Source organism: Pantoea sp. E956-1 (genome assembly GCF_982223955.1).
Window position 1 is genome coordinate 135,839 of the sequence record NZ_CEUYZP010000003.1, and the last position, 20,285, is coordinate 156,123.

At 55.0% G+C, this 20,285-nt stretch carries 16 protein-coding genes and 1 pseudogene; 8 read left to right on the top strand and 9 right to left on the bottom strand.

Annotated features, from left to right (window positions below; genetic code table 11):
* Positions 1 to 132: 132 nt before the first annotated feature.
* From AC0T7J_RS11245 to AC0T7J_RS11270, 6 genes are all read left to right on the top strand, one after another.
* Positions 133 to 693 carry a non-canonical purine NTP pyrophosphatase gene (locus AC0T7J_RS11245; RefSeq protein ID WP_010247077.1) on the top strand — a complete coding sequence of 187 codons (561 nt, stop codon included), beginning with the start codon at positions 133 to 135 and terminating at the stop codon, positions 691 to 693.
* The gene (locus AC0T7J_RS11250) at positions 690 to 1,484 is read left to right on the top strand and encodes an SIR2 family protein (protein ID WP_010247078.1); all 795 of its coding nucleotides are present in this window, start codon (positions 690 to 692) and stop codon (positions 1,482 to 1,484) included. Before AC0T7J_RS11245 ends, AC0T7J_RS11250 begins: the two co-directional genes overlap by 4 nt.
* 158 nt (positions 1,485 to 1,642) lie before the next feature.
* On the top strand, positions 1,643 to 1,984 hold the full coding sequence (locus AC0T7J_RS11255; protein ID WP_473794189.1) for a YebG family protein: 342 nt from the start codon (positions 1,643 to 1,645) through the stop codon (positions 1,982 to 1,984).
* Positions 1,985 to 2,600: 616 nt separating this feature from the next.
* Complete coding sequence (licT, locus tag AC0T7J_RS11260; RefSeq protein WP_473794192.1) at positions 2,601 to 3,434, top strand: BglG family transcription antiterminator LicT; 834 nt, start codon at positions 2,601 to 2,603, stop codon at positions 3,432 to 3,434.
* A 136-nt stretch (positions 3,435 to 3,570) separates the two neighbouring features.
* Positions 3,571 to 5,433: a PTS beta-glucoside transporter subunit IIABC gene (bglF, locus tag AC0T7J_RS11265; protein WP_473794193.1), complete on the top strand. Its 1,863-nt coding sequence runs from the start codon at positions 3,571 to 3,573 to the stop codon at positions 5,431 to 5,433.
* 12 nt (positions 5,434 to 5,445) lie between these two features.
* Positions 5,446 to 6,840: a glycoside hydrolase family 1 protein gene (locus AC0T7J_RS11270; RefSeq protein ID WP_473794195.1), complete on the top strand. Its 1,395-nt coding sequence runs from the start codon at positions 5,446 to 5,448 to the stop codon at positions 6,838 to 6,840.
* Between the two features lie 68 nt (positions 6,841 to 6,908).
* Here AC0T7J_RS11270 and AC0T7J_RS11275 read toward each other — a convergent pair whose 3' ends face one another.
* Positions 6,909 to 8,036, bottom strand: coding sequence for a Fic family protein (locus tag AC0T7J_RS11275; RefSeq protein WP_473794197.1), 1,128 nt, complete (start codon positions 8,034 to 8,036; stop codon positions 6,909 to 6,911).
* Positions 8,037 to 8,557: 521 nt separating this feature from the next.
* On the opposite strand from AC0T7J_RS11275, the pseudogene AC0T7J_RS11280 reads away from it, so the two are divergent.
* Positions 8,558 to 10,497 (top strand): annotated as a pseudogene (locus AC0T7J_RS11280) (methyl-accepting chemotaxis protein).
* Positions 10,498 to 10,660: 163 nt separating this feature from the next.
* Here the strand turns inward: AC0T7J_RS11280 and AC0T7J_RS11285 are convergent.
* The 5 genes from AC0T7J_RS11285 to AC0T7J_RS11305 are packed head-to-tail and all read right to left on the bottom strand — an operon-like array spanning position 10,661 to position 15,690.
* The gene (locus AC0T7J_RS11285; protein ID WP_473794199.1) at positions 10,661 to 11,743 is read right to left on the bottom strand and encodes an ABC transporter ATP-binding protein; all 1,083 of its coding nucleotides are present in this window, start codon (positions 11,741 to 11,743) and stop codon (positions 10,661 to 10,663) included.
* Positions 11,744 to 11,745: 2 nt separating this feature from the next.
* On the bottom strand, positions 11,746 to 12,693 hold the full coding sequence (locus AC0T7J_RS11290) for a carbohydrate kinase family protein (protein WP_473794201.1): 948 nt from the start codon (positions 12,691 to 12,693) through the stop codon (positions 11,746 to 11,748).
* A 2-nt stretch (positions 12,694 to 12,695) separates the two neighbouring features.
* A complete protein-coding gene (locus AC0T7J_RS11295) occupies positions 12,696 to 13,535 on the bottom strand; it encodes a carbohydrate ABC transporter permease (protein WP_473794203.1) in 840 nt (279 codons plus the stop codon).
* Complete coding sequence (locus AC0T7J_RS11300) at positions 13,525 to 14,433, bottom strand: carbohydrate ABC transporter permease (protein WP_473794587.1); 909 nt, start codon at positions 14,431 to 14,433, stop codon at positions 13,525 to 13,527. The genes AC0T7J_RS11295 and AC0T7J_RS11300 overlap by 11 nt, the downstream gene beginning before the upstream one ends.
* Before the next feature lie 9 nt (positions 14,434 to 14,442).
* Complete coding sequence (locus AC0T7J_RS11305; protein WP_473794205.1) at positions 14,443 to 15,690, bottom strand: extracellular solute-binding protein; 1,248 nt, start codon at positions 15,688 to 15,690, stop codon at positions 14,443 to 14,445.
* Positions 15,691 to 15,987: 297 nt separating this feature from the next.
* Here AC0T7J_RS11305 and AC0T7J_RS11310 point away from each other — a divergent pair, with 297 nt between their 5' ends.
* A complete protein-coding gene (locus tag AC0T7J_RS11310) occupies positions 15,988 to 17,157 on the top strand; it encodes an ROK family transcriptional regulator (protein ID WP_473794207.1) in 1,170 nt (389 codons plus the stop codon).
* A 42-nt stretch (positions 17,158 to 17,199) separates the two neighbouring features.
* On the opposite strand, the gene AC0T7J_RS11315 is transcribed toward AC0T7J_RS11310, so the two are convergent.
* From AC0T7J_RS11315 to AC0T7J_RS11325, 3 genes are all read right to left on the bottom strand, one after another.
* Positions 17,200 to 18,474, bottom strand: a complete 1,275-nt coding sequence (locus tag AC0T7J_RS11315; protein WP_069026744.1) for a Glu/Leu/Phe/Val family dehydrogenase — start codon at positions 18,472 to 18,474, stop codon at positions 17,200 to 17,202.
* 464 nt (positions 18,475 to 18,938) lie between these two features.
* On the bottom strand, positions 18,939 to 19,328 hold the full coding sequence (locus AC0T7J_RS11320) for a DUF1090 domain-containing protein (protein ID WP_473794209.1): 390 nt from the start codon (positions 19,326 to 19,328) through the stop codon (positions 18,939 to 18,941).
* Between the two features lie 122 nt (positions 19,329 to 19,450).
* Entirely contained in the window at positions 19,451 to 20,221 is a 771-nt protein-coding gene (locus tag AC0T7J_RS11325) for a MerR family transcriptional regulator (RefSeq protein WP_473794211.1), read from the bottom strand.
* Positions 20,222 to 20,285: the final 64 nt, after the last annotated feature.

Consider the following 20,285-nt stretch of genomic DNA (forward strand, 5'->3'; position numbering starts at 1 on the left):
GCGGCCGGTTCTGCGCACTTCAACCTGATGAGCACAGAATTGAACTACACTCTCCAGCGTTAGTGATTTATCCTGCCCGCCTGTTTTCGTAAAATCCTCACTGCGTGGCGGAGTAATTGACCTGGAAGCCCCATGAAAATCAGATTCCTTTCTGCCAATGAGCAAAAGCTGGCGGAGGTGCGCAAAATACTCGAACCTGTCGGGGTCGAAGTTCTGCCCATCGCCCGTCGCATCGAAGAAATTCAGACTGAAAACGAACTCGACCTGGTACGCGACAAACTGACCAAAGCCTTTTCGCTGATTGGGCGACCGCTGTTTGTGGAACACACCGGCCTCTATCTGGATGGCCTCAATGGTCTGCCCGCCGGTCTGACCCGCATCTTCTGGAACCGCCTGGACGCTGAGCGCTTTACCGCGCTGGTGCAGGGGCTCGACAGCCAGGCCGTGACGGCCAAAACGGTGCTTGGCTACTGCGATGGCCGCAAAATGTACCAGTTTTCGGGTGAACTGCGCGGCACCATCGCCGCGAAACCTGCCGGAACGCGCGGCTTTCAGTGGGACTGCGTCTTTATTCCCGAAGGCTATGAGCAGACGTTTGCAGAGATGGGCGAACTCAAGAATGAGATCTCGATGCGGCGCATCGCGCTGGATCGCTTCGCCACCTTTTTAAAAACCTCGCGGGGCATGGCATGAAACCTGAACTCAAACGCGCCTATGATTCCGGCAAACTGATTCTGTTTGCCGGTGCCGGTATTTCGCGCAATTTTGGCCTGCCCGAGTGGCATGAACTGATTGCGCATCTTGCTAATGAGCTGGGTTACGATCCAAAGATCTTCAATACCTATGGCACGCACCTGTCGCTGGCGGAGTATTACAAACAGAAAAAAGGCTCGCTTGGCCCGCTGCGCAGCTGGATGGATCGCGAATGGCATCGCCCCGATATTGATGTCCGCTCTTCTGAAATTCATACCATGATTACCCAGGGAAACTTCTCGCGTATCTACACCACCAATTACGATCGCTGGCTGGAAGCGGCGCATGAAGCGCACGGCGTACCCTACTATAAAGTGGCCAACGCCGCGGACCTGGTCTCGCTTACCGAAGACAAGCGTCACATCATCAAACTGCACGGTGATTTCGATGATGACACCTCAATCGTGCTCGATGAGAGCAGCTATTTTGAACGCCTCTATTTTGATTCGCCCCTCGACATCAAACTGACTCACGATGTGATGGGCAACTCAGTACTCTTTGTTGGCTACAGCATCAGTGATTTCAATATTCGCCTGCTGTTTTACCGTCTGACCAAGATGTGGGGCCGCACCGGGCTGGCAACCGCACGGCCAAAATCGTACCTGTTCACCAACCGCAATAATCCGGTAGCCAAAGAGGTGCTGGGGCAGTGGGGGATCGAGGTGATCGTCTCGGAAGAGGACGATCCGCGCAAGGCGCTGGCGATGTTTCTTGAAGAGCTTCTGGTGTAGTCGCCCGACCTCGCGGCAGAGAATGCGTCAGGAAAAATGAAAAAAGTCTGTGCCAGGATAAGGTTAGCCCGTGCACAACCGATAAACTCTATTCTCTGCTGGCAAAGCATGACCGGCATGATATACTGTATGTATACACAGTACCTGAGGGCGAAAAGATGGCTGTTGAAACAAAATTTGTAGTAGTCAGAAAGGGTGAAGAGAAGATGACGTTTGCCAATAAGAAAGAGGCCGATGCCTACGACAAAATGCTCGATATGGCCGAAGCCTTCACCGACTGGCTGTTACAGCATCAACCTGCAATGGAAGAATCTCAGGCGGAAACGCTGGGCCTGCTGATTGCCGAGCAGAAAGATGCGGTTCAGCATATTCTGCGCACCAGCAAGCTGCCGGAAACGGCAGCAGCCGTCTCTCAGCCAGAAGCGGTATCAGACGATGGCACCGCTGAGCAGTCAGAAGAGCCTGCTGCAAAGAAAGTACGCGCCGTTAAAGCCGCGTAATTGCCCCAACGCCGGAAGCGAACCTTCCGGCGTTGCTGTTTCTGAATAACGGTTCAAGCTGTTCTCCTGCTAACTATCTTTACTGATAGCCTTCCTTCCATTCTTTTACCCTGCATAACGGAGCCTGACGCTCAGTTGAACTATTTCACACGTTAAGAATTTTTCGTTCGATAAATCAATACATTGTGTACAGTGACAAAAGCGTTTAAGCGGTATGTTTTCAATTGCTAAATGGCATTGAGCAGATACTGCAGTCCATTAGTCGATTTTTCAGACGACCTTCCTCGCATGACCATCTTCCTCCCAAACCGTGAGTTTTCATTCCACTGGGCGTCAATCCCCTTTTCCTGACCGGAACTGCAACCCGGGCTTCCGTACTGGCTTCGTCCAGCGGGTATCACCCACACGCAGGATGCCTGGGTGACTGACCTCAACACGGTGGTCACTTTTTAAGTTAATAAGAGGATTTCGATCGCTGTCACGCTTTTTGCCCTGACAGATTGAGGTCACGACGAAAACTGATAGAGTGCCCGAACTGGATTGTTACTGCTTAGGCAGGCAAAACCTGATTTCTGGCCTCTGCCGGATGTCAGGTTTTTTTGTTTCTGGGGTTCCGATGAAAATCGCCAAAATTCTTAATAACAACGTGGTGATGGTTCAGGATGAGCAGGGACGCGAGCAGGTCGTGATGGGGCGTGGACTGGCCTTCCAGAAGCGCATCGGTGACAGTCTCAACGCGGCGCACATTGAGAAGGTGTTCGCGCTGCAAAGTGATCTGCTGGTACGTCGGCTGGAGGAGTTGTTACACCAAATTCCGCCTGAAGTGATGACCACCTGCGACCGCATTATTGATCTTGCAACACAACGCCTGGGGAAATTGCAGGAGAGCCTGTATATCACGTTGACCGACCACTGCTACTTTGCCATTGAACGGCAGAATAAAGGTCTGGCGATTAAAAATGTGTTGCTGTGGGATATCAAACGCCTCTATCCCAAAGAGTTCGAACTGGGTCAGGAGGCCAGGGCTATCATTTCCCGTCGTCTGAATGTCGAACTGGCAGAGGATGAGGCCGGATTTATCGCGCTGCATCTGGTGACGGCGCAACTCAATAATGAAATGCCGGAAGTGATGCATGTCACCCGGGTGATGCAGGAGATTCTGCAACTGGTGAAGTATCAATTGCAGCTGGAATATAACGAATCGTCACTGAGTTACCAGCGCTTTGTTACCCATCTGAAGTTTTTTGCGCAGCGGATGCTGACGCGTACCGTGGTAGACGATGACGATGTGTCGCTGCATGCAGCTGTAAAAGATAACTATCCCAAAGCCTGGAAATGTGCGGTGAAAATCGCGCAGCATCTGCAACAAAGCTATCAGCGTGAGCTGACCGCGGAAGAGATCATGTTTCTCGCCATTCACATCGAACGGGTGAGAAAAGAGGGGCAATAAGCTCCATAAACTGGATTGTTACTGCTTAACGCAGGCAAAACCTGAGCGCGGCCTCTGAAAGGAGGACGTTCTCAGGTTTTTTCATTTTTGGCTCAGTTAACTGATGTCCTCAGGCATCGGTTGTAAGGAAATCGAGATGGAATATCACACGCTGGCGCAGGATATCCTCAGCCATATCGGTGGCCGGGAGAACATCGTAAGTCTGGTTCATTGTGCCACCCGGTTGCGCTTCAAACTGAAAGACAACCATAAAGCCGACGCTGAAGGACTGAAGAAAAATCCGGGTATCATTATGGTCGTTGAAAGCGGCGGGCAGTTTCAGGTAGTGATTGGCAACCACGTCCACGATGTCTGGCAGGCGGTCCGTACTGAAGCGGGTCTGGCTGACGAACTCTCTTCAGCGAAAGAAGAGGATGCGGTCGCGGGTAATCTTTTGAGTCGCCTGATCGACATTGTGTCTGGCATTTTCACCCCGTTTATTGGCGTTCTTGCCGCCTCCGGTATTCTTAAGGGTTTACTGGCGCTGGCCGTGGTCTGCGGCTGGCTTTCTGTTGAAAGTGGAACGTATAAAATCTGGTTTGCGGCAAGTGATGCCCTGTTTTTCTTCTTTCCATTGGTGCTGGGCTACACCGCGGGCAAAAAATTTGGCGGTAATCCCTTTATTACCATGGTCATTGGCGGGGCGCTGACCCACCCGACGATGATTGCAGCTTTTAATGCCAGCCAGCAATCCGTTGCCATGGCGGACGCGTTTCTCGGCATTCCTGTGACCTGGTTTAATTACAGTGCGTCCGTTATCCCCATCATTCTCGCTGCCTGGGTGAGTTGCTGGCTGGAAAAGCAGAGCAGCCGGCGACTTCCGGCCTCCATGAAAAACTTTTTTGCGCCACTGATCTGCCTGAGCGTCACTGTGCCGCTGACCTTTCTGGTGATCGGCCCATTGGCCACGGGCTTAAGTCAGATACTGGCGAACGGTTACCAGTGGATTTATGCGCTGGCACCCTGGCTGGCTGGCGCCGCCCTGGGCGCGTTGTGGCAGGTCTGTGTGATTTTTGGTTTGCACTGGGGACTGGTGCCACTGATGATCAACAATCTTGCCGTACTGGGGCATGACTCAATGCTGCCCATGCTGTTGCCTGCTGTCATGGGCCAGGTTGGCGCGGCGCTGGGGGTGTTTCTGCGCAGTCGGGATGCGCGGCAGAAGATGCTGGCGGGTTCATCCGTGACAGCAGGGATTTTTGGTATCACTGAACCGGCCGTGTATGGCGTTAATCTGCCGCTGCGCCGTCCCTTTATCTTTGGCTGTATGGCGGGCGCTATCGGCGGTGCTATTGTTGGCTTCAGTAGCACTCACGTTTATTCATTTGGTTTTGCCAACATTTTTACCATCGCCCAGATGATCCCCTCTGGCGGTGTTGATTCCACATTATGGGGCGGTATTGCCGGAACGCTACTCGCGCTGATACTGGGTTGTGGCATGACGCTGGTGGCGGGCATGCCCCGAAACACGATGCCAGACGCAGCGAGCCCGGTGACTCCTGGCGAAGATGACATTCTGTCACCGATGACAGGCACCGTACTGGCGCTTGATCAGATTCCCGATCCGACCTTCGCCAGCGGCCTGCTGGGACAGGGCGCGGCCATCATTCCTTCCGACAACAAACTCATTGCGCCCTTCGCGGGTGAGGTTGCCTCGCTATTTCAGACCCGACATGCCATAGGGCTGCTGAGTCACAGCGGGATTGAGTTATTGATCCATGTGGGTATCGATACCGTCAGGCTCGACGGTAAACCTTTCACGGCACATGTAAAAGTGGGCGACACGTTCAGTGCCGGCGATCTGCTGCTGGAGTTTGATCGTCAGGCCATTCTTGATGCCGGCTATGACCTGACAACCCCGATCATTATCACTAACAGCGATGAGTATTCTGAGGTGATGAAAGTAGCAGGAAACGCTGTTACTGCAGGAACACCTTTACTCAGCGTCTCTCGTCAATAAAAGGAGAACAGGATGAAAACTTTCCCGGATTCATTTTTATGGGGCGGTGCTGTTGCCGCTAATCAGGTTGAAGGCGCATGGCGTGAAGAGGGCAAAGGCCTCTCAACCTCTGACGTCCAGCCACAGGGAATCTTTGGCCCGGTATCGGAGCGCGTTGAGGGCAGCCAAAGCCTCAAAGATATCGCAATCGACTTTTACCACCGCTACCCGGACGATATCAGGCTGTTTGCAGAGATGGGGTTCAGCTGTCTGCGGGTTTCAATCGCCTGGACGCGCATATTCCCGAACGGTGACGAGCAACAACCCAACGAGGCTGGTCTGGCCTTTTATGACCGCTTATTCGATGAGCTTGCCGCACATCACATCACCCCACTTGTTACGTTGTCACATTATGAGATGCCCTGGAACCTGGTGAAGCAATATGGTGGCTGGGGTAACCGCCAGGTGATCGGCTTCTTTGAGCATTATGCCCGCACGGTGTTTGCCCGCTACAGGAAGAAAGTCAGACTCTGGCTGACCTTTAACGAAATTAACATGTCACTGCACGCGCCGATGACCGGCGTGGGTCTGCCGGAAACCAGCAGCAAAGGTGAGGTGTATCAGGCGATTCATCATCAACTGGTCGCCAGTGCGCTGGCGGTGAAAGCCTGCCGCGAGATTAACCCGGACGCCCGCATCGGCAATATGTTGCTGGGTGGTCTGGTCTATCCACTGAGCTGTAAGCCTGATGATGTGCTGGAAGCGCTACAGGAGAACCGGAAATGGCAATTTTTTGGCGATGTTCAGTGCCGTGGTATTTATCCGGGCTATATGTTGCGGTTCTTTCGTGAGAATAATATTCAGCTGGATATCACGGATGCCGATCGCCAGATACTCCAGTCGACCGTCGATTTTATCTCGTTCAGCTATTACATGTCCGGCTGCGTGACCGCCGATGAGGCGCTGAATCAGCAGATGCGGGGTAACATTCTGAGCATGGTGCCCAATCCTCATCTGCAGAGTTCTGAATGGGGCTGGCAGATTGACCCGGTGGGCCTGCGGACCTTGCTGAATCTGCTGTGGGATCGTTATCAGAAGCCACTGTTTATTGTTGAGAATGGACTGGGCGCCAAAGACATACCGGATGCAACTGGCGTCGTGCAGGATGATTATCGCATCAGCTACCTTAACGATCATCTGGTTCAGGTGCGTGAGGCCATTGACGATGGCGTGGAAGTCATGGGTTATACCAGCTGGGGGCCTATCGATCTTGTCAGCGCATCAAACGCCGAATTGTCTAAGCGCTATGGTTTTATTTATGTTGACCGCGATGACAGTGGGGAAGGTTCGCTGGCCCGCAGCCGTAAGAAAAGCTTTTACTGGTATAAAGAGGTCATTGCGACCAACGGGGCTTCACTTAAAGGGTAATTTCCGCGCCCGGGAGAACATCGCGGCGACAGTGATGTACTCCCGGTCAGCCATCAACACAGCCCGGCTCACGGCATCTCGCGGGTGTTAACCTGATAGCGGGTGCTCCTGCCTCCGCCTTCGAGCCGGTAAAGGCAGCCTTTTTCAAGCAGATCGGCCAGATGACGGGTCGCGGTTGCTTTACTCACTTTGGCGACCTTCTGATACTGGCTGGCGCTGATCCCCAGTTCGAAACCCTGCTCGCCGCCATCCAGTAACCGGTTCAGCACTTTCACCTGTTCCGGACTCAATCCCATCCCCTGATGCCGCAGCCAGAAACGCGCTTTCAACTGAGTGCGATCGATGACATTCATCGCCTGTTGCAGACTCTCATCCAGAATATCAAGAAACCACACCAGCCAGTGAGTGATATCCAGGCCGCCTTTCTGCGTCTGCTCAAGGATGCGGTAATAACCGGCACGCTGCGTCAGAATAGCGGGTGACATGGCATACAGCCGGATGCTCTGACTGTCGGCCTGCGCCAGCGCCAGATCGGTTAACGCACGCGTGATACGACCATTACCATCATCAAAAGGGTGCAGGGTAACAAACCAGAGATGGCAGATGGCGGCGCGCAGTAAGGGGTCCAGCATCACATCATGCTGACTGCTGTTGAACCACTCAATAAACTGGTCCAGTTGCGGTTCCAGTCCCTGTCTCGGCGGCGCTTCAAAATGCACCGTGGGACGATCGATGCGACCTGAGATGACCTGCATCGGCTCACTGCCGCGCAGCGTGCCGACGCTCAGGCGCTGCACCGTCCATTCATCGGCCGGGAAGAGCCACTGGTGCCACTGATAAAGACGTTCCAGCGTCAGCGGCTGGCTGCGGTTATTGATGGCATCGAGCATCATGGCGGCCAGGCCTTCTGAACGATCAGAGACCGGATAGGGTTGCTCTTCCGTCACGCCTAACCGACGCGCCAGCGATGAGCGGACCGATTGCACGTTGACCCGTTCCTCTTCAATCGCGGATGAGGAGAAAATATTACTCAGCAGGGTATCCAGCGTCTGGGTTTCACTGTCTGAATGCAGGCTGGCACGGCCCAGCAGCAATCCGCGCTGCTGCTGCAGATGACGCAGGCGCGGTAACAGCACGGCGTCCTGCCACTGAAAATGGGGCCAGTCCGGCTGTTGCCAGATCCAGGTAACACGCATAATCGTCTCACGCTAAGGGTGGGTGAGCCGAATAAAAGGGTTATTCGGCTCACGGAATGAGTCGATAATAGCGAATATTTGGCTCACAGGCCAACCTGGCGGAAATGAGGGCAAAAAAAAGGACCCGAAGGTCCTGTTTGCTTAGCGGGAGAACTGCATAAAGGTGTCTGAATAGTAGTGAACGATCCAGGCGACATACGCCAGCCAGACAACCATCCCAACAGCTAATCCTGATTTACCGATCATTGTTCTATCTCCACTGCGATAAGGGGGCTACAGCAACTGTTGACATAAACTGACAGTAATAGCGGCCGGCAATATTGTTGCAGATCAAAAAAAGGCCGTTCATTCGCAGCGCTATTTTCCCTTTGCGATCAACTTCCCTCTATGACGCACTCTGAGACCCCCGTCACGGCGGGATCACGCCCATTAAAGTTCAAAAAAACGCCGCCGATAGATGATCTCAGGAGCACCGTAATCACAAGGAGGTATTGAGCCGGGTAAATTTCAGGGGAATCACTATGGTCAGTCAGTTAACACATAAAAAAAGAATGAGTACCCGTGCGCAGATGCTAATCATGGGGGGTTGACGATAATACTGGGATTTACTGTGACTATTGGCGTCCTCAGCTGGCAGTCAGGTAAAGAGCAGAAAGCGCTGGCAGAACAATATCTGCAGCAGATTGCGCAGAGCCGTGCCTTACAGGTGCAGCAGGAATTGAGCCATGCACGCGACGTTGCCAGTCTTCTCGGTCAAAGTCTGATCGCGTTACCTCGCGCCGGTATTACCGATCGCAAAGCGGCTGATAAGGTGATGGAATATGCGCTGCGTGCTAATCCAGACTATCTGTCGATATCAGTCATATTTGAACAGAATGCGTTTGATGGCCGCGATGCGGAGTTCGCCACACAGCCAGGCCAGGCCCCACAAGGTCGTTATGCCTTTTTTGTGGATCGTGACGCGTCAGGAAAATACGCGATGCATCCGCTGCTCTCCTTTCTGACTCCGGGTCAGGGCGATTACTATCTGATCCCGCAAAAAACACAAAAAGATACGCTTACCGAACCGTACAGTTATGCCTATAACGGCGTGCCGACGTTACTCACCTCCGTCGCCGCCGCGATTATCGATCAGGGCACTTTAAAGGCGATCGTTACCTCTGACATTTCACTGGCATCACTGCAACAGAAAGTGAATCAGATCAAACCCTGGCAGGGCAGCGGCTATGCGCTGTTGCTTTCTAACGGTGGCAATGTGGTCTCTTCGCCGGTGAAAGATGCAGCCGGGAAGCCCTGGAAAGGCGAAAAAGAGGGTTTTACGTCGAAAGTCGTCCAGCAATTTGATGCCGTGCTGGGTGAAGACGCATTAATAACCTGGCAGCCGGTGATGATTGGTAATAGCGACAAACCCTGGTATCTGGGCGTGGTGGCACCGGTCAGTCAGGTGATGGCCGCCTCAAACCGGCAACTGATGTGGGCGGTGATCCTGATGGTCGTGAGCGTTCTGCTGGTCGGCGCGGTGCTGGGCATGCTGTTCAGCCGTAAAGTGTTGCGTCCGATTGGTGGCGAGCCGGTTGAAGCGGCGCATATTGCGCTGGCCGTTGCCGATGGCAAGCTGGATAACCGGATCGCGGTGAAAAGCGGCGACAGCAGCAGCCTGTTCTTTGCGCTTCACACCATGCAAAGCCAGCTCCGGCAGATTGTCGGGCAAATTAAAGATTCCAGTGAATCAGTACGTCAGGGTGCGGGAGAAATCGCCAGCGGCAACCTCAATCTGGCGTCACGTACTGAAGAGCAGGCTGCCGCGCTGGAGCAGACTGCAGCCAGCATGGAGCAGATCAGCGCCACGATTCGGCTGAATGCCGATAACGCGCAGCAGGCGACCAGCCTGACTGAAAACGCCACTCACATCGCCAGTCGTGGTGCCTCGCTGGTGGGTGAGGTGGTGCAGACCATGGCGCAGATCGATGACAGTTCGAAAAAGATCGGCGACATTACAACCATGATCAACAGCATTGCCTTCCAGACTAATATTCTGGCGCTGAACGCGGCGGTGGAAGCCGCGCGTGCCGGTGAGCAGGGACGCGGTTTTGCGGTGGTGGCCTCTGAAGTGCGTAATCTGGCCCAGCGCAGCGCGAACGCGGTAAAAGAGATCGGCGCACTGATTGAAGAGTCGAGCGTGCGGGTCGAGAGCGGCGTCCGCCTGGTGAACGATGCCGGTAAAACCATGCAGGAGATGATGCAGGCGGTGAATTCGGTGCAGGGAATAATCGGTGAGATTGTCACAGCATCAAGCGAACAGGCGCGTGGCATCAGCCAGGTAACGATTGCCGTCAATGAAATGGATGGCGTCACCCAGCAGAACGCCGCGCTGGTGCAGCAGATGTCGGCAGCCGCCAGTTCGCTGGAGGATCAGGCGCAGCAGCTGTCACAGACGGTGGAGCAGTTTCATCTGGCATAAGGAGGCGGCTCAGGGAGCATACGCCTTACGCAAAGACGCAAAAGCGCCATCCGTGGCGGCTCAACGCGGGCCATTCCTGGCCCGCGATAGCTTTGCTACAGGCGTTTGCTCCCATCGCTTAAAGCGGTTTTGCCGCCTGCATTCAGTGCTGACGTCAGATTTATCACTGTTCCGTCAGCCGCACACCGCTGCTGGCATCAAACAAGTGCATTTTATCCGGGTTAACGGTCACCGGCAGCGTGCCGCCAGGCACGGCATCGCTGCGGCCAGTCAGTTGCATATGCAGCGGGAAACCCTGCCAGTTCAGATGTAGCAGGGTCGATTCGCCGGTGATCTCAACAATGTTGACCGCCGCCGGTTGCCCGCTGGCATCAAAAATCAGATCGTGGGGTCGTACGCCAAGCGTGACCGGCTGATCGGCCTGCTGCTGTGCCGCACTGTGCCAGCGTCGCGGCAACGGCAGCCACTGCTCGCCACAGCAGACGCCAGGCAGACCATCGTGTGTCTGGAAACGGGCATCCAGCAGATTCATTGGTGGTGAACCGATAAACCGCGCCACGAATGTGTTTACCGGGCGGTCGTAAATCGCCAGCGGCGCACCCTGTTGCACAATGACTCCATCTTTCATCACCACAATCTGATCCGCCAGCGTCATCGCCTCAACCTGATCGTGGGTAACATAGACCATGGTGGTTTTGAAACGCTGATGCAGCGACTTAATCTCGGCCCGCAGCTCCATGCGTAACTGCGCATCAAGGTTTGAGAGCGGCTCATCAAACAGAAACACCTGCGGATTGCGCACCATGGCGCGGCCCATCGCCACGCGCTGCCGCTGTCCACCCGACAACGCCCGGGGATAACGCTGCAGCAGCTGATCGATGCCGAGAATGCCGGCAATACGGGCGATTTTGCTTTTTTGCTCCTCGCGCTTCACTTTTTTCACCTGCATGTGAAACGCCAGATTCTCCGCAACGGTGAGATGCGGATAGAGCGCATAGCTCTGAAACACCATGGCGATATCCCGGTCAGCAGGATCGAGATCGTTAATCTGTTTTTTATCCAGCATGATCGCCCCGTCAGAGACGGTATCGAGACCGGCAAGCAGCCGCAGCAGGGTTGATTTGCCGCAGCCGGAGGGGCCGACCAGCACAGTGAAACTGCCATCAGGGATGGTTAAATCCAGCGGGTGCAGCACGCTCTGTTTACCGTAGCGCTTCGCCACCTGTACAAGTTCAACACTGGCCATGTTCAGCGCACCTCATTGGAAAGTTGGAGTTGTTGCCAGCTGGGATAGCGGCGCGGAGAGCTGCTTATCGCCTGTGATGCCACTTCAATGCCCCAGCGCAGCGCCGTGTGCGATGGCTGGTGATAGAGTAGTGCAGTAAGAAAACCGGCATTAAAACTGTCACCGGCACCAATGGTATCCACTACCGTTACCGGCTGGGCAGCAGCATACTGCACAGAGGCGGCAGACCAGAGACGCGCGCCCTCTGCGCCACACTTAATCACACAGCCGCCGCGACCACTCAGCCGGGCTGCTAGCTGTTTACCGCTTTGATCCAGCAGTTCTGCGTCCGATAAGCCCAGCGCTTCCACCTCATTCAGCAGCAGCCAGTCACAGTCCGCTAACCAGTTGCCAATCTGGAAGCGAAGCCCATCGCTCCAGCCCGCAGGCGGCCAGCCGGTATCCACGGCGACACAGAAGCCACGCTGTTGCAACGCGGCCAGCAGCGCCGGGTAGTGACCATAGAGTTCCAGACAGAGAAAAGTGCCGCACAGCAGTACGATGTCGCCCGGCGTCGCCTGCGACGGCAACTGGGCCAGCACATCTTCAGCGGTCAGTACGGTAATATGGCCGTGATTGCTGAGAAAGGATCGTTCGTTATCGGGATGGGTCACGCCCACCGTCAGCGACGTCTCACAGGCATAGCGCGGCCAGTGTGCAGCGCTATGAGGAAAGTGACTGGCGAGCCAGTGACTGAAGCCATCGTCGCCCTGATTGGCAATGGCCCGATGCGGCACCTGCATCGCCTCCAGCGCCAGCGCGCAGTTACCCGCTGACCCGCCGGGACGTAACTCGCTATGCTGCAGCATCACTTCCGTCCCGCGCTGTGGCCAGTCACTGAGCGTACTCATGATTAAATCAACATTGATATTGCCCACCACATAGAGGGTGGGTGTGAGGGTAGTGACCATAGTTATCCCTTACTTCCGCCGCTGGTGAGACCGCTGACCAGCGTCTTCTGCAACCAGATGGCAATAAACAGTGGCGGCACCGAAGCCAGAATGCCGATTGCCGCGATCAGCCCGTCATCGGTCGCGCGTCCGGCGGTAAAACCGGCAATGGCAACCGGCAGGGTCTGTGCCGATATATTGCTGGTGAACAGCAGCGCGTAGAAAAACTCATCCCAGGCGAGCAGCCAGCCGAACAGCGCGGCAGCGCCCAGTACCGGTTTCGCCAGCGGCAGCGTAATGCGCAGCAGAACCTGCCAAAAGCGCAGACCATCCAGCCGTGCCGCCTGTTCGATATCACGCGGCAGCGAGTCGAACTGGTTCTTCAGCATCCAGGTCAGAAACGGCAGGATCAGCGAACAGTAGACCATCACCAGGCCGGGACGGGTGTTGAGCAGCCCCAGCTGTTGCAGCAGAAAGTAGAGCGGCAGCACAAACGCCACGGGCGGCACCATGTAGATCGCCAGAGCGCCGGACAGCCAGGCATCGCGACCGCTGTAGCGTGAAAAGCTGAACGCCGCAGGTATTGCCAGCAAGAGTGAAATCGCTGTCGCCACCGTCGCCACCAGCAAGCTGTTGCCCAGTGCGTGCAGAAAAACGTTGCCGGGCTGATTCGGTGCCAGCGAAACCAGCCCCTGATAGCGGCTGAAATCCCACTGACGCGGCAGCCACTCCAGCGGCACACGGGAGAGATCGCTGGCAGAACTGACGCTCATCAGAAACAGCCAGCCCATCGGGGCCAGGATGCTGAGGGCGACCAGCAGCGCAGCGCCGTACCGCAGCACTCGTCGCAGTTTAGTTTTCATAAGCGGTACTCCGGCGGCGCTGATGCCATAGCATCAGCAGATAGAGCGTGATCAGCAGGGCGCACATCAGGGTCATCAGTATCGCGTAGGCGGCACCGCTGCCCGCACGCAGATAGCTGAACGACTCCTGATAAACGAAAAAGCTCAGGGTTTTGGTGCTGTCCACCGGCCCGCCGCGCGTCATCACATAGATGATGTCAAAGATTTTAAAGGCATCAATGGTGCGTAACACCAGTGCGACGCCGAGCGGAGCGACAATCGCCGGAAAGGTAATCGCCCGGAAACGCCGCCAGGCTGACGCACCGTCCAGTCGCGCCGCTTCAAACAGATCCTCGGGGATCGACTGCAGCGCCGCCAGCACCAGCAGGGTGACCAGCGGATAGTTTTTCCAGATATCTGCGAACATCACTGCATTGAGCGCTGCCTCCGGCGATCCGAGCCAGCTGCGATAGCCGTCAATGATGCCGAGCTGGCTGAGCAGGGCATTGATGCTGCCGTAGTCAGGGTTGAAGTTCAGCCGCCACATCATGGCATTGACGATGGTCGGCAGCGCCCACGGCAGAATCACCAGTACACGCAAAACGTTGCGCCCGATGAATCTCTGATTCAGCAGCAGCGCCACCAGCACACCGATAATCCCTTCAACGGTGACAGACACAAGGGTGAAATAGAGTGTGCGCCAGATCGACGCCCGAAAGTCGGGATCGCTAAGCGCATAGAGATAGTTTTCCAGCCCAATCCAGGCAGGCGTTTCACCACTGCCAATCAGCGCAGCATCGGTAAAGCTGAGCCAGATGGTACGCAGCAGAGGCCAGGCGGTTAACAACAGCATTACCAGCAACATGGGTGCCAGCAGCACCCATGCCTGACGCTGTTCGCGTTGACGCAAACTCAGCATCATGACTCCTTAACGCAGCCGGGCGGCGCTTTTATCAACCGTCGCCATCGCGTCCTGCGCCGGGGTTTTACCCAGCAACACCTGCTGTAACTTCTGCTGCAGCTGGTTTGACAGACGGGAATAGTCAGCGGTCTCCGGACGTGACAGCATCACGTTTAGTGATTTATCCGCCGCGGCAATCAGGCTCTCCTGATCCTTTTTCACCGCCTCATCCTGGTAAGAGGATTTCCAGATCGGCAGGCTGAGTTTCGCATACTGATTCTGTACCGGCTGTGAGGTCATGTACTGAATGTACTGCCACGCCTCGTTGCCATGGGTGCTGCCTTTGGTGATCCCCAGGCCCATTGAGCCGTTCACCGCACCGACTTTACCGGGTGCATCGCCAGGCGCAGGCATGATCCCAACGTCGCCCGCCACTTTGCTCTGCTTCGGATCGTTCGCCATGTTGTACATGTAGGTCCAGTTCAGCGCGAAAGCCGCATCGCCATTAGAAAACGATTTACGCACATCCTCTTCCAGATATTCACGCGACGCCGGGTTACTCAGACCCTCATCAAGCGAGCTTTTCATCAGGTTAAGCGCCTTGAGTGAAGCCGGGCTTGAGAAGTTAAGCTTGCCGTTCTGATAGAATTGTCCACCAAAGCCTGACACCAGCGTGGTGTAGTCACACACCAGCGCCTCAGCCTGGGACCAGCTCCAGACCAGCGGCCATGTGACAATCTTCTTATTCTTGATGATCTTCGCGTCATCCAGCACCTGCTGCCAGGTCTGTGGCGGCGTGGTGATGCCCGCTTTAGCCAGCATTGCTTTGTTGTAGTAGAGGTATTTGGTGTCGAGGATCCACGGCATGCCCAGGGTTTTGCCTTTATAAACCACAGTGTTCATCGCGCCCGGGAAGACCTTATCTTTTTCTTCTGGCGTAATGCGTGTGCTGACATCCTGCAGCAGATCGAAACGGGCGAATTCCGCTGGCCAGATGGCATCGAACAGCACCACATCATAGCCATTGCCGCCCGCGCCACGCGCCGCCACAATCTTGTCGTGCAGCGCCTCATAAGGAACGAACTCCAGATTGACGCTGATATCCGGGTGCTGCTTCTGAAAATTTTGCGTCATCGCACGGATATCATTTTCGCTGTAAGCCGCCTGGGTCATAAACAGGGCATTGATCTGGCTGGCCGCCGCCGCGCTGCCTGCGCTTAACATCAGTAAGGCGGCAAAACCGGCTTTGAGTTGGGGGGTATAACGCTGTGACATGGTCTTCTCCACTGTGCAGCAACAGGCTGTCGGTTAATTAAATCAATTTGATTGATTTAATCGGGGGCGTAATTTTGGTCAGTGGGTGAACTGACCTGTGTGAATCTAAGCAAACGGCGTGCCACAATGCCGTAGGGCATAGCAACAAAGCCGTAACACCGCTGAAACTCACACTGCGCTTTTATGGCAAAATTGCCTATCCTGATGCGCGAGAAGTGCGTGCAGCATCAAAGATATTGTTTGCCCGAACGCTTTCGGAGACCAATACTGTCGGGTCCCGCTGAAATGGAAAACAACATGAAAACCTCGGGTACCAACCTTGAACATGCGCGGGCGCACAACCGGCGTGTGGTGATTGAAGCCATTCGCCTGCACGGTGAACTGACCCGTGCCGAACTGGCCCGCATGACGGCGCTGACGCCGCAGACCGTCTCGAATATCGTGGCGGAACTGGAGCAGGCCGAACTGCTGACCAGCCGCCAGCCGCGCCGCAGCGGGCGTGGTCAGCCCTCAATTCCGGTTACGCTCAATCCCACCAGTGCCTGGTCGATCGGCATTCATCTTGATCACCAGACGCTGCTGCTGGTTCTGGTCGATCTCAGTGGCGAAGTGCATTTCCGCCGCCTCGTTCTGGTGCAAAAGCCCCAGCCTGCTGCCACTCTGGCGTGCATTGCCAGCGTGCTGGAGGAGATGCGCGCCTTCCTGGGTACTCAGTGGCAGAAGGTGCTAGGGATTGGCGTGGTGATGCCAGGGCCTTTTGGTGTGGAGGGGATTTCATCAGTGGGGCCGACCACGCTGAACGGCTGGGAGCAGGTCGATATCGAGGCTGAACTCGCCACCCTTAGCGGGCTGCCGGTGACGCTGGAAAATGATGCCACGGTCGCCGCCATCGGCGAACGCTTTCACGGCACAGCGCGCCACCTGAACTCCTTTATCTATCTCTATATTGGCACCGGCCTGGGCGCGGGGATCTTCACCGATGGCCATATCTATACCGGCCACGCCCATAACGCGGGCGAAATCGGACACATCGTGGTGGAGCCGGGCGGTCGCGACTGCTACTGCGGAAATCAGGGCTGTCTGGAGCGTTACGTCTCGCTGCAGGCCGCCTATGAATTCTGCGGTCTCGATCCGATGCGGGCGCTGCCCGAAGATTTGTTGCAGATTGAACCTGCGCGTTTTACCGCATGGATTGAAAGTGTGACGACGCCGTTGCGTCAGGCGATCAATATTCTGGAGTCGGTGTTTGATGCCGAGGCGGTGATTATTGGTGGGATGATGCCTGCGCCGCTGCTGGAGCAGATGGTGCAGCGATTGCCGCCGCTTTATCAGTCGGTGCGCGGACGTTACCTTTTTGATATGCGACTGAAAATTGGCATGACCGGCAGCGATACCGCTGCTCTCGGCGCCGCCGCTTTACCGATTTTCGATGAATTTAATCCGAAGTTTCAGGTGCTGATGAAGTAGGCAAGGAAAACGGCGCTGCTGCAGGCAGCAGCGCCACAGGCATTAACCCGGGTAGATACCGCGATCTTTACGCGCCATCAGAATACGCTCACAGGCCACGATATAGGCCGCGGTGCGCAGCGAGCAATCTTTCTCCTTCGACTTTTCCCAGACGTGTACCATCGCTTCCGTCATGATCTTATCTGAGCGACGATTGATCTCATCTTCGCTCCAGAAGAAACTCGCCATGTCCTGAACCCACTCGAAGTAGCTGACGGTCACGCCACCAGCATTACAGACCACGTCCGGCACCACGATAATGCCGCGGGTCGCCAGCATGTCATCGGCATCCGGATAGGTCGGGCCGTTTGCGCCTTCCAGCACGATTTTGCAGCTCAGGACTTCGGCACGTTCGCGGGTGATCTGACCTTCCAGCGCCGCCGGAATAAGAATATCCATCCCTGTGGTCCAGAACGCCTCTTTATCAATGCTCTGCGCGCCAGGGAAACCGGCAATCTGCTTATTGGCGATCTGCCATTCGCTCAGGGCAGCCATGTTGATGCCATCAGCATTGAACAGCGTCGCGGTGTGATCCTGAATCACGACTACACGAGCGCCCGCCTCATCAAACAGGCGTGCCGCTTCGCTACCCACATTACCAAAGCCCTGAACCGCAACGCGTGCGCCTTCAATCTCAATACCTGCACGGCGTGCCACTTCGCGTCCGGTAATAAACACGCCGCGACCGGTGGCTTTTTCACGCCCCAGTGAACCGCCCAGATGAATCGGTTTGCCAGTGACGACGCCGGTAATCGTTGTGCCGTGGTTCATGGAGTAGGTGTCCATCATCCACGCCATCACTTTGCTGTTGGTCCCGACGTCTGGCGCAGGAATATCTTTCTGCGGCCCGATGATGATGCCGATCTCGCTGGTGTAACGGCGGGTCAGTCGCTCAAGTTCACCGTCGGACAGTTTGAACGGATCAACGCGGATGCCGCCCTTAGCGCCGCCATAAGGCAGGTTAACCGCCGCACATTTGATAGTCATCCATGCGGAGAGCGCCATGACTTCATTAAGGTCGACATCCGGATGGTAGCGAATACCGCCTTTTCCTGGGCCGCGCGAAAGGTTGTGCTGAACGCGATAGCCTTCGAAATGGCGAATCGAGCCATCATCCATCTGGAGAGGAATATCAACAATCAACGCACGCTTTGGATGACGCAAAGTATCTATCCAACGTGAAAGATCGCCCAGATAAGGCGCAACCCGGTCGATTTGCTGTAAATAGGTGGACCAGGCAGATGTGCTGCTTTCAGACGCATAAGATAACTTATCCATAAAAAACCTTTCTTAATGAAGTTATTTATTGTGTGGAGCCGTGGATGGAGAGCGCATTGCATTGCGCCGACATAATCTAACACTCCTGAAACAAATAAGATGTGGCATCAGCCATGGCACAACGCAGCAATGCCCTGTTTTGGGGCAGGGCGAGTGAATAGATTAGTATTACCGCCCCCTTGCAGGCGAATAAAGATGCGTCTTAAGTGCGTATTTTCTGCATAAGGCGGGAAATATCGCTATCTTTCAAATCTTTGAGGATGTTCAAAAAGTTAAATAATTGATCGTAACCCTGTTGACTTTGCTGCACCAATTAAGTGCATGAGAATAAGTAATCAAAGCATTACCTGAAGTAATGGATCGGGCGTTAATAGCACAGGTTAATCAGGTATTTAGAAAGGAGGGTGGGTCAGAGCTGGGGAAGTGATGATAACGGCCAGCGCAGTGGCTGGCCCGAATAAATTTTACTGATGCAGAGCCTGTTCGGCTTCTTTCAGTTCCTGGCGAGCGTCAGCCAGTTTATCTTCGCGCTTCTGGATCTTGCTGGCGCTGCGTCCTTCTGCTTTCGCTTTCGCCAGTTCCTGTTCGCGTTCATGTACCTTCAACTTTTTCTCTGTCACTTTTTCCTGACGCTGCTTTAGCAGGCTGCTTTCGGTACAGTTCTGATTCACTTCGCTCAGCGCTTTTTTAAGGCCGGCAACCTGATGGGTATTATTGTGCTGGCGGGCAAAAGAGAGCTGAGTCTCAATCTCCTGCTTTTTGGCTGCACAACCGGTCAGGTCAGAGGCCGCGTGCGCAGCAGTAAAAGTCAGGGGTAACAGGAGAAGGCTGAAGGTCAGTAAGGTCTTTTTCATCTTAGTCTCGTCAATGAGTCAGGGTTGTGGCAGCAGTATACGGAACTACCTTAAGAGATTCTTAACGAAAAAAAATATTTACTGGCGCGGAAAAACGGGGGTAAAGAAGGTGCTGCCTGCTGTCAGGCAGCGCTGGAGGCGTTGGATTGGGTAAACTGCAGGTTACAATCAGGTCCACTGAGCATCACAGGATAACCATCCTGGCTCTGCTGTTCAAAATAGTCCTGCATCTGCTGGCTGATGCCAGCGCCACACCACATCACATGATGCTGATGGAGGTCAGTTTTAACGGCTGGCTGACCAGAAGCACGCGAGTCAACCTCGACATTAAAGCCCATCGCAGTAAGACGAATGGCTTCAAGCCAGATTTCAGTTTTATCCAGTACGCTCACCGCTTCCAGAAACAGGGGAATGGAGGATTCGTTGCGCGATGACGCGCGCATGACTTTATCCGCCTGCTGTTGAACAGTTTGCTCAAAACGGTTGAGACGCCGTGACGCTCCCCGACGGAGATCGGTGTAAAGCCAGGCGCTTAGCGGCCGCAGCAGATTAATGACGAAATCATCACCGCTATAGTGGCTGGACATTGTGTGCATCTGACGTGAAAGCGACAGCGGTGTGCCAAATTCAAGTTGCCAGAGCAGGTCGCCTTTGCGCGCCGCCCAGCCAAAGGTGGTAACCGTCGAAGCAGCCTGCTGACCTTGCCAGATTTCGTCGAGTGTCGCGCCAGTGGCCGTTAAGCCAACCAGGGTCTGGATTTCACTGAGGTGATGTTCACTCCAGCGTTCCTGATACTGCTGCGGCGTCAGTAATCCCTGCTTCATCCAGCTCTTCAGGTTCGCAGGATGGGTGCCGGTTATGGCGCAAACAGTATCGGTGGTATAAGAATGCATATCGTGCCCTCTGTTGAGGGAAAGGCCGCCGGGATTAACCGGGGATGAACCACCACTATGAACC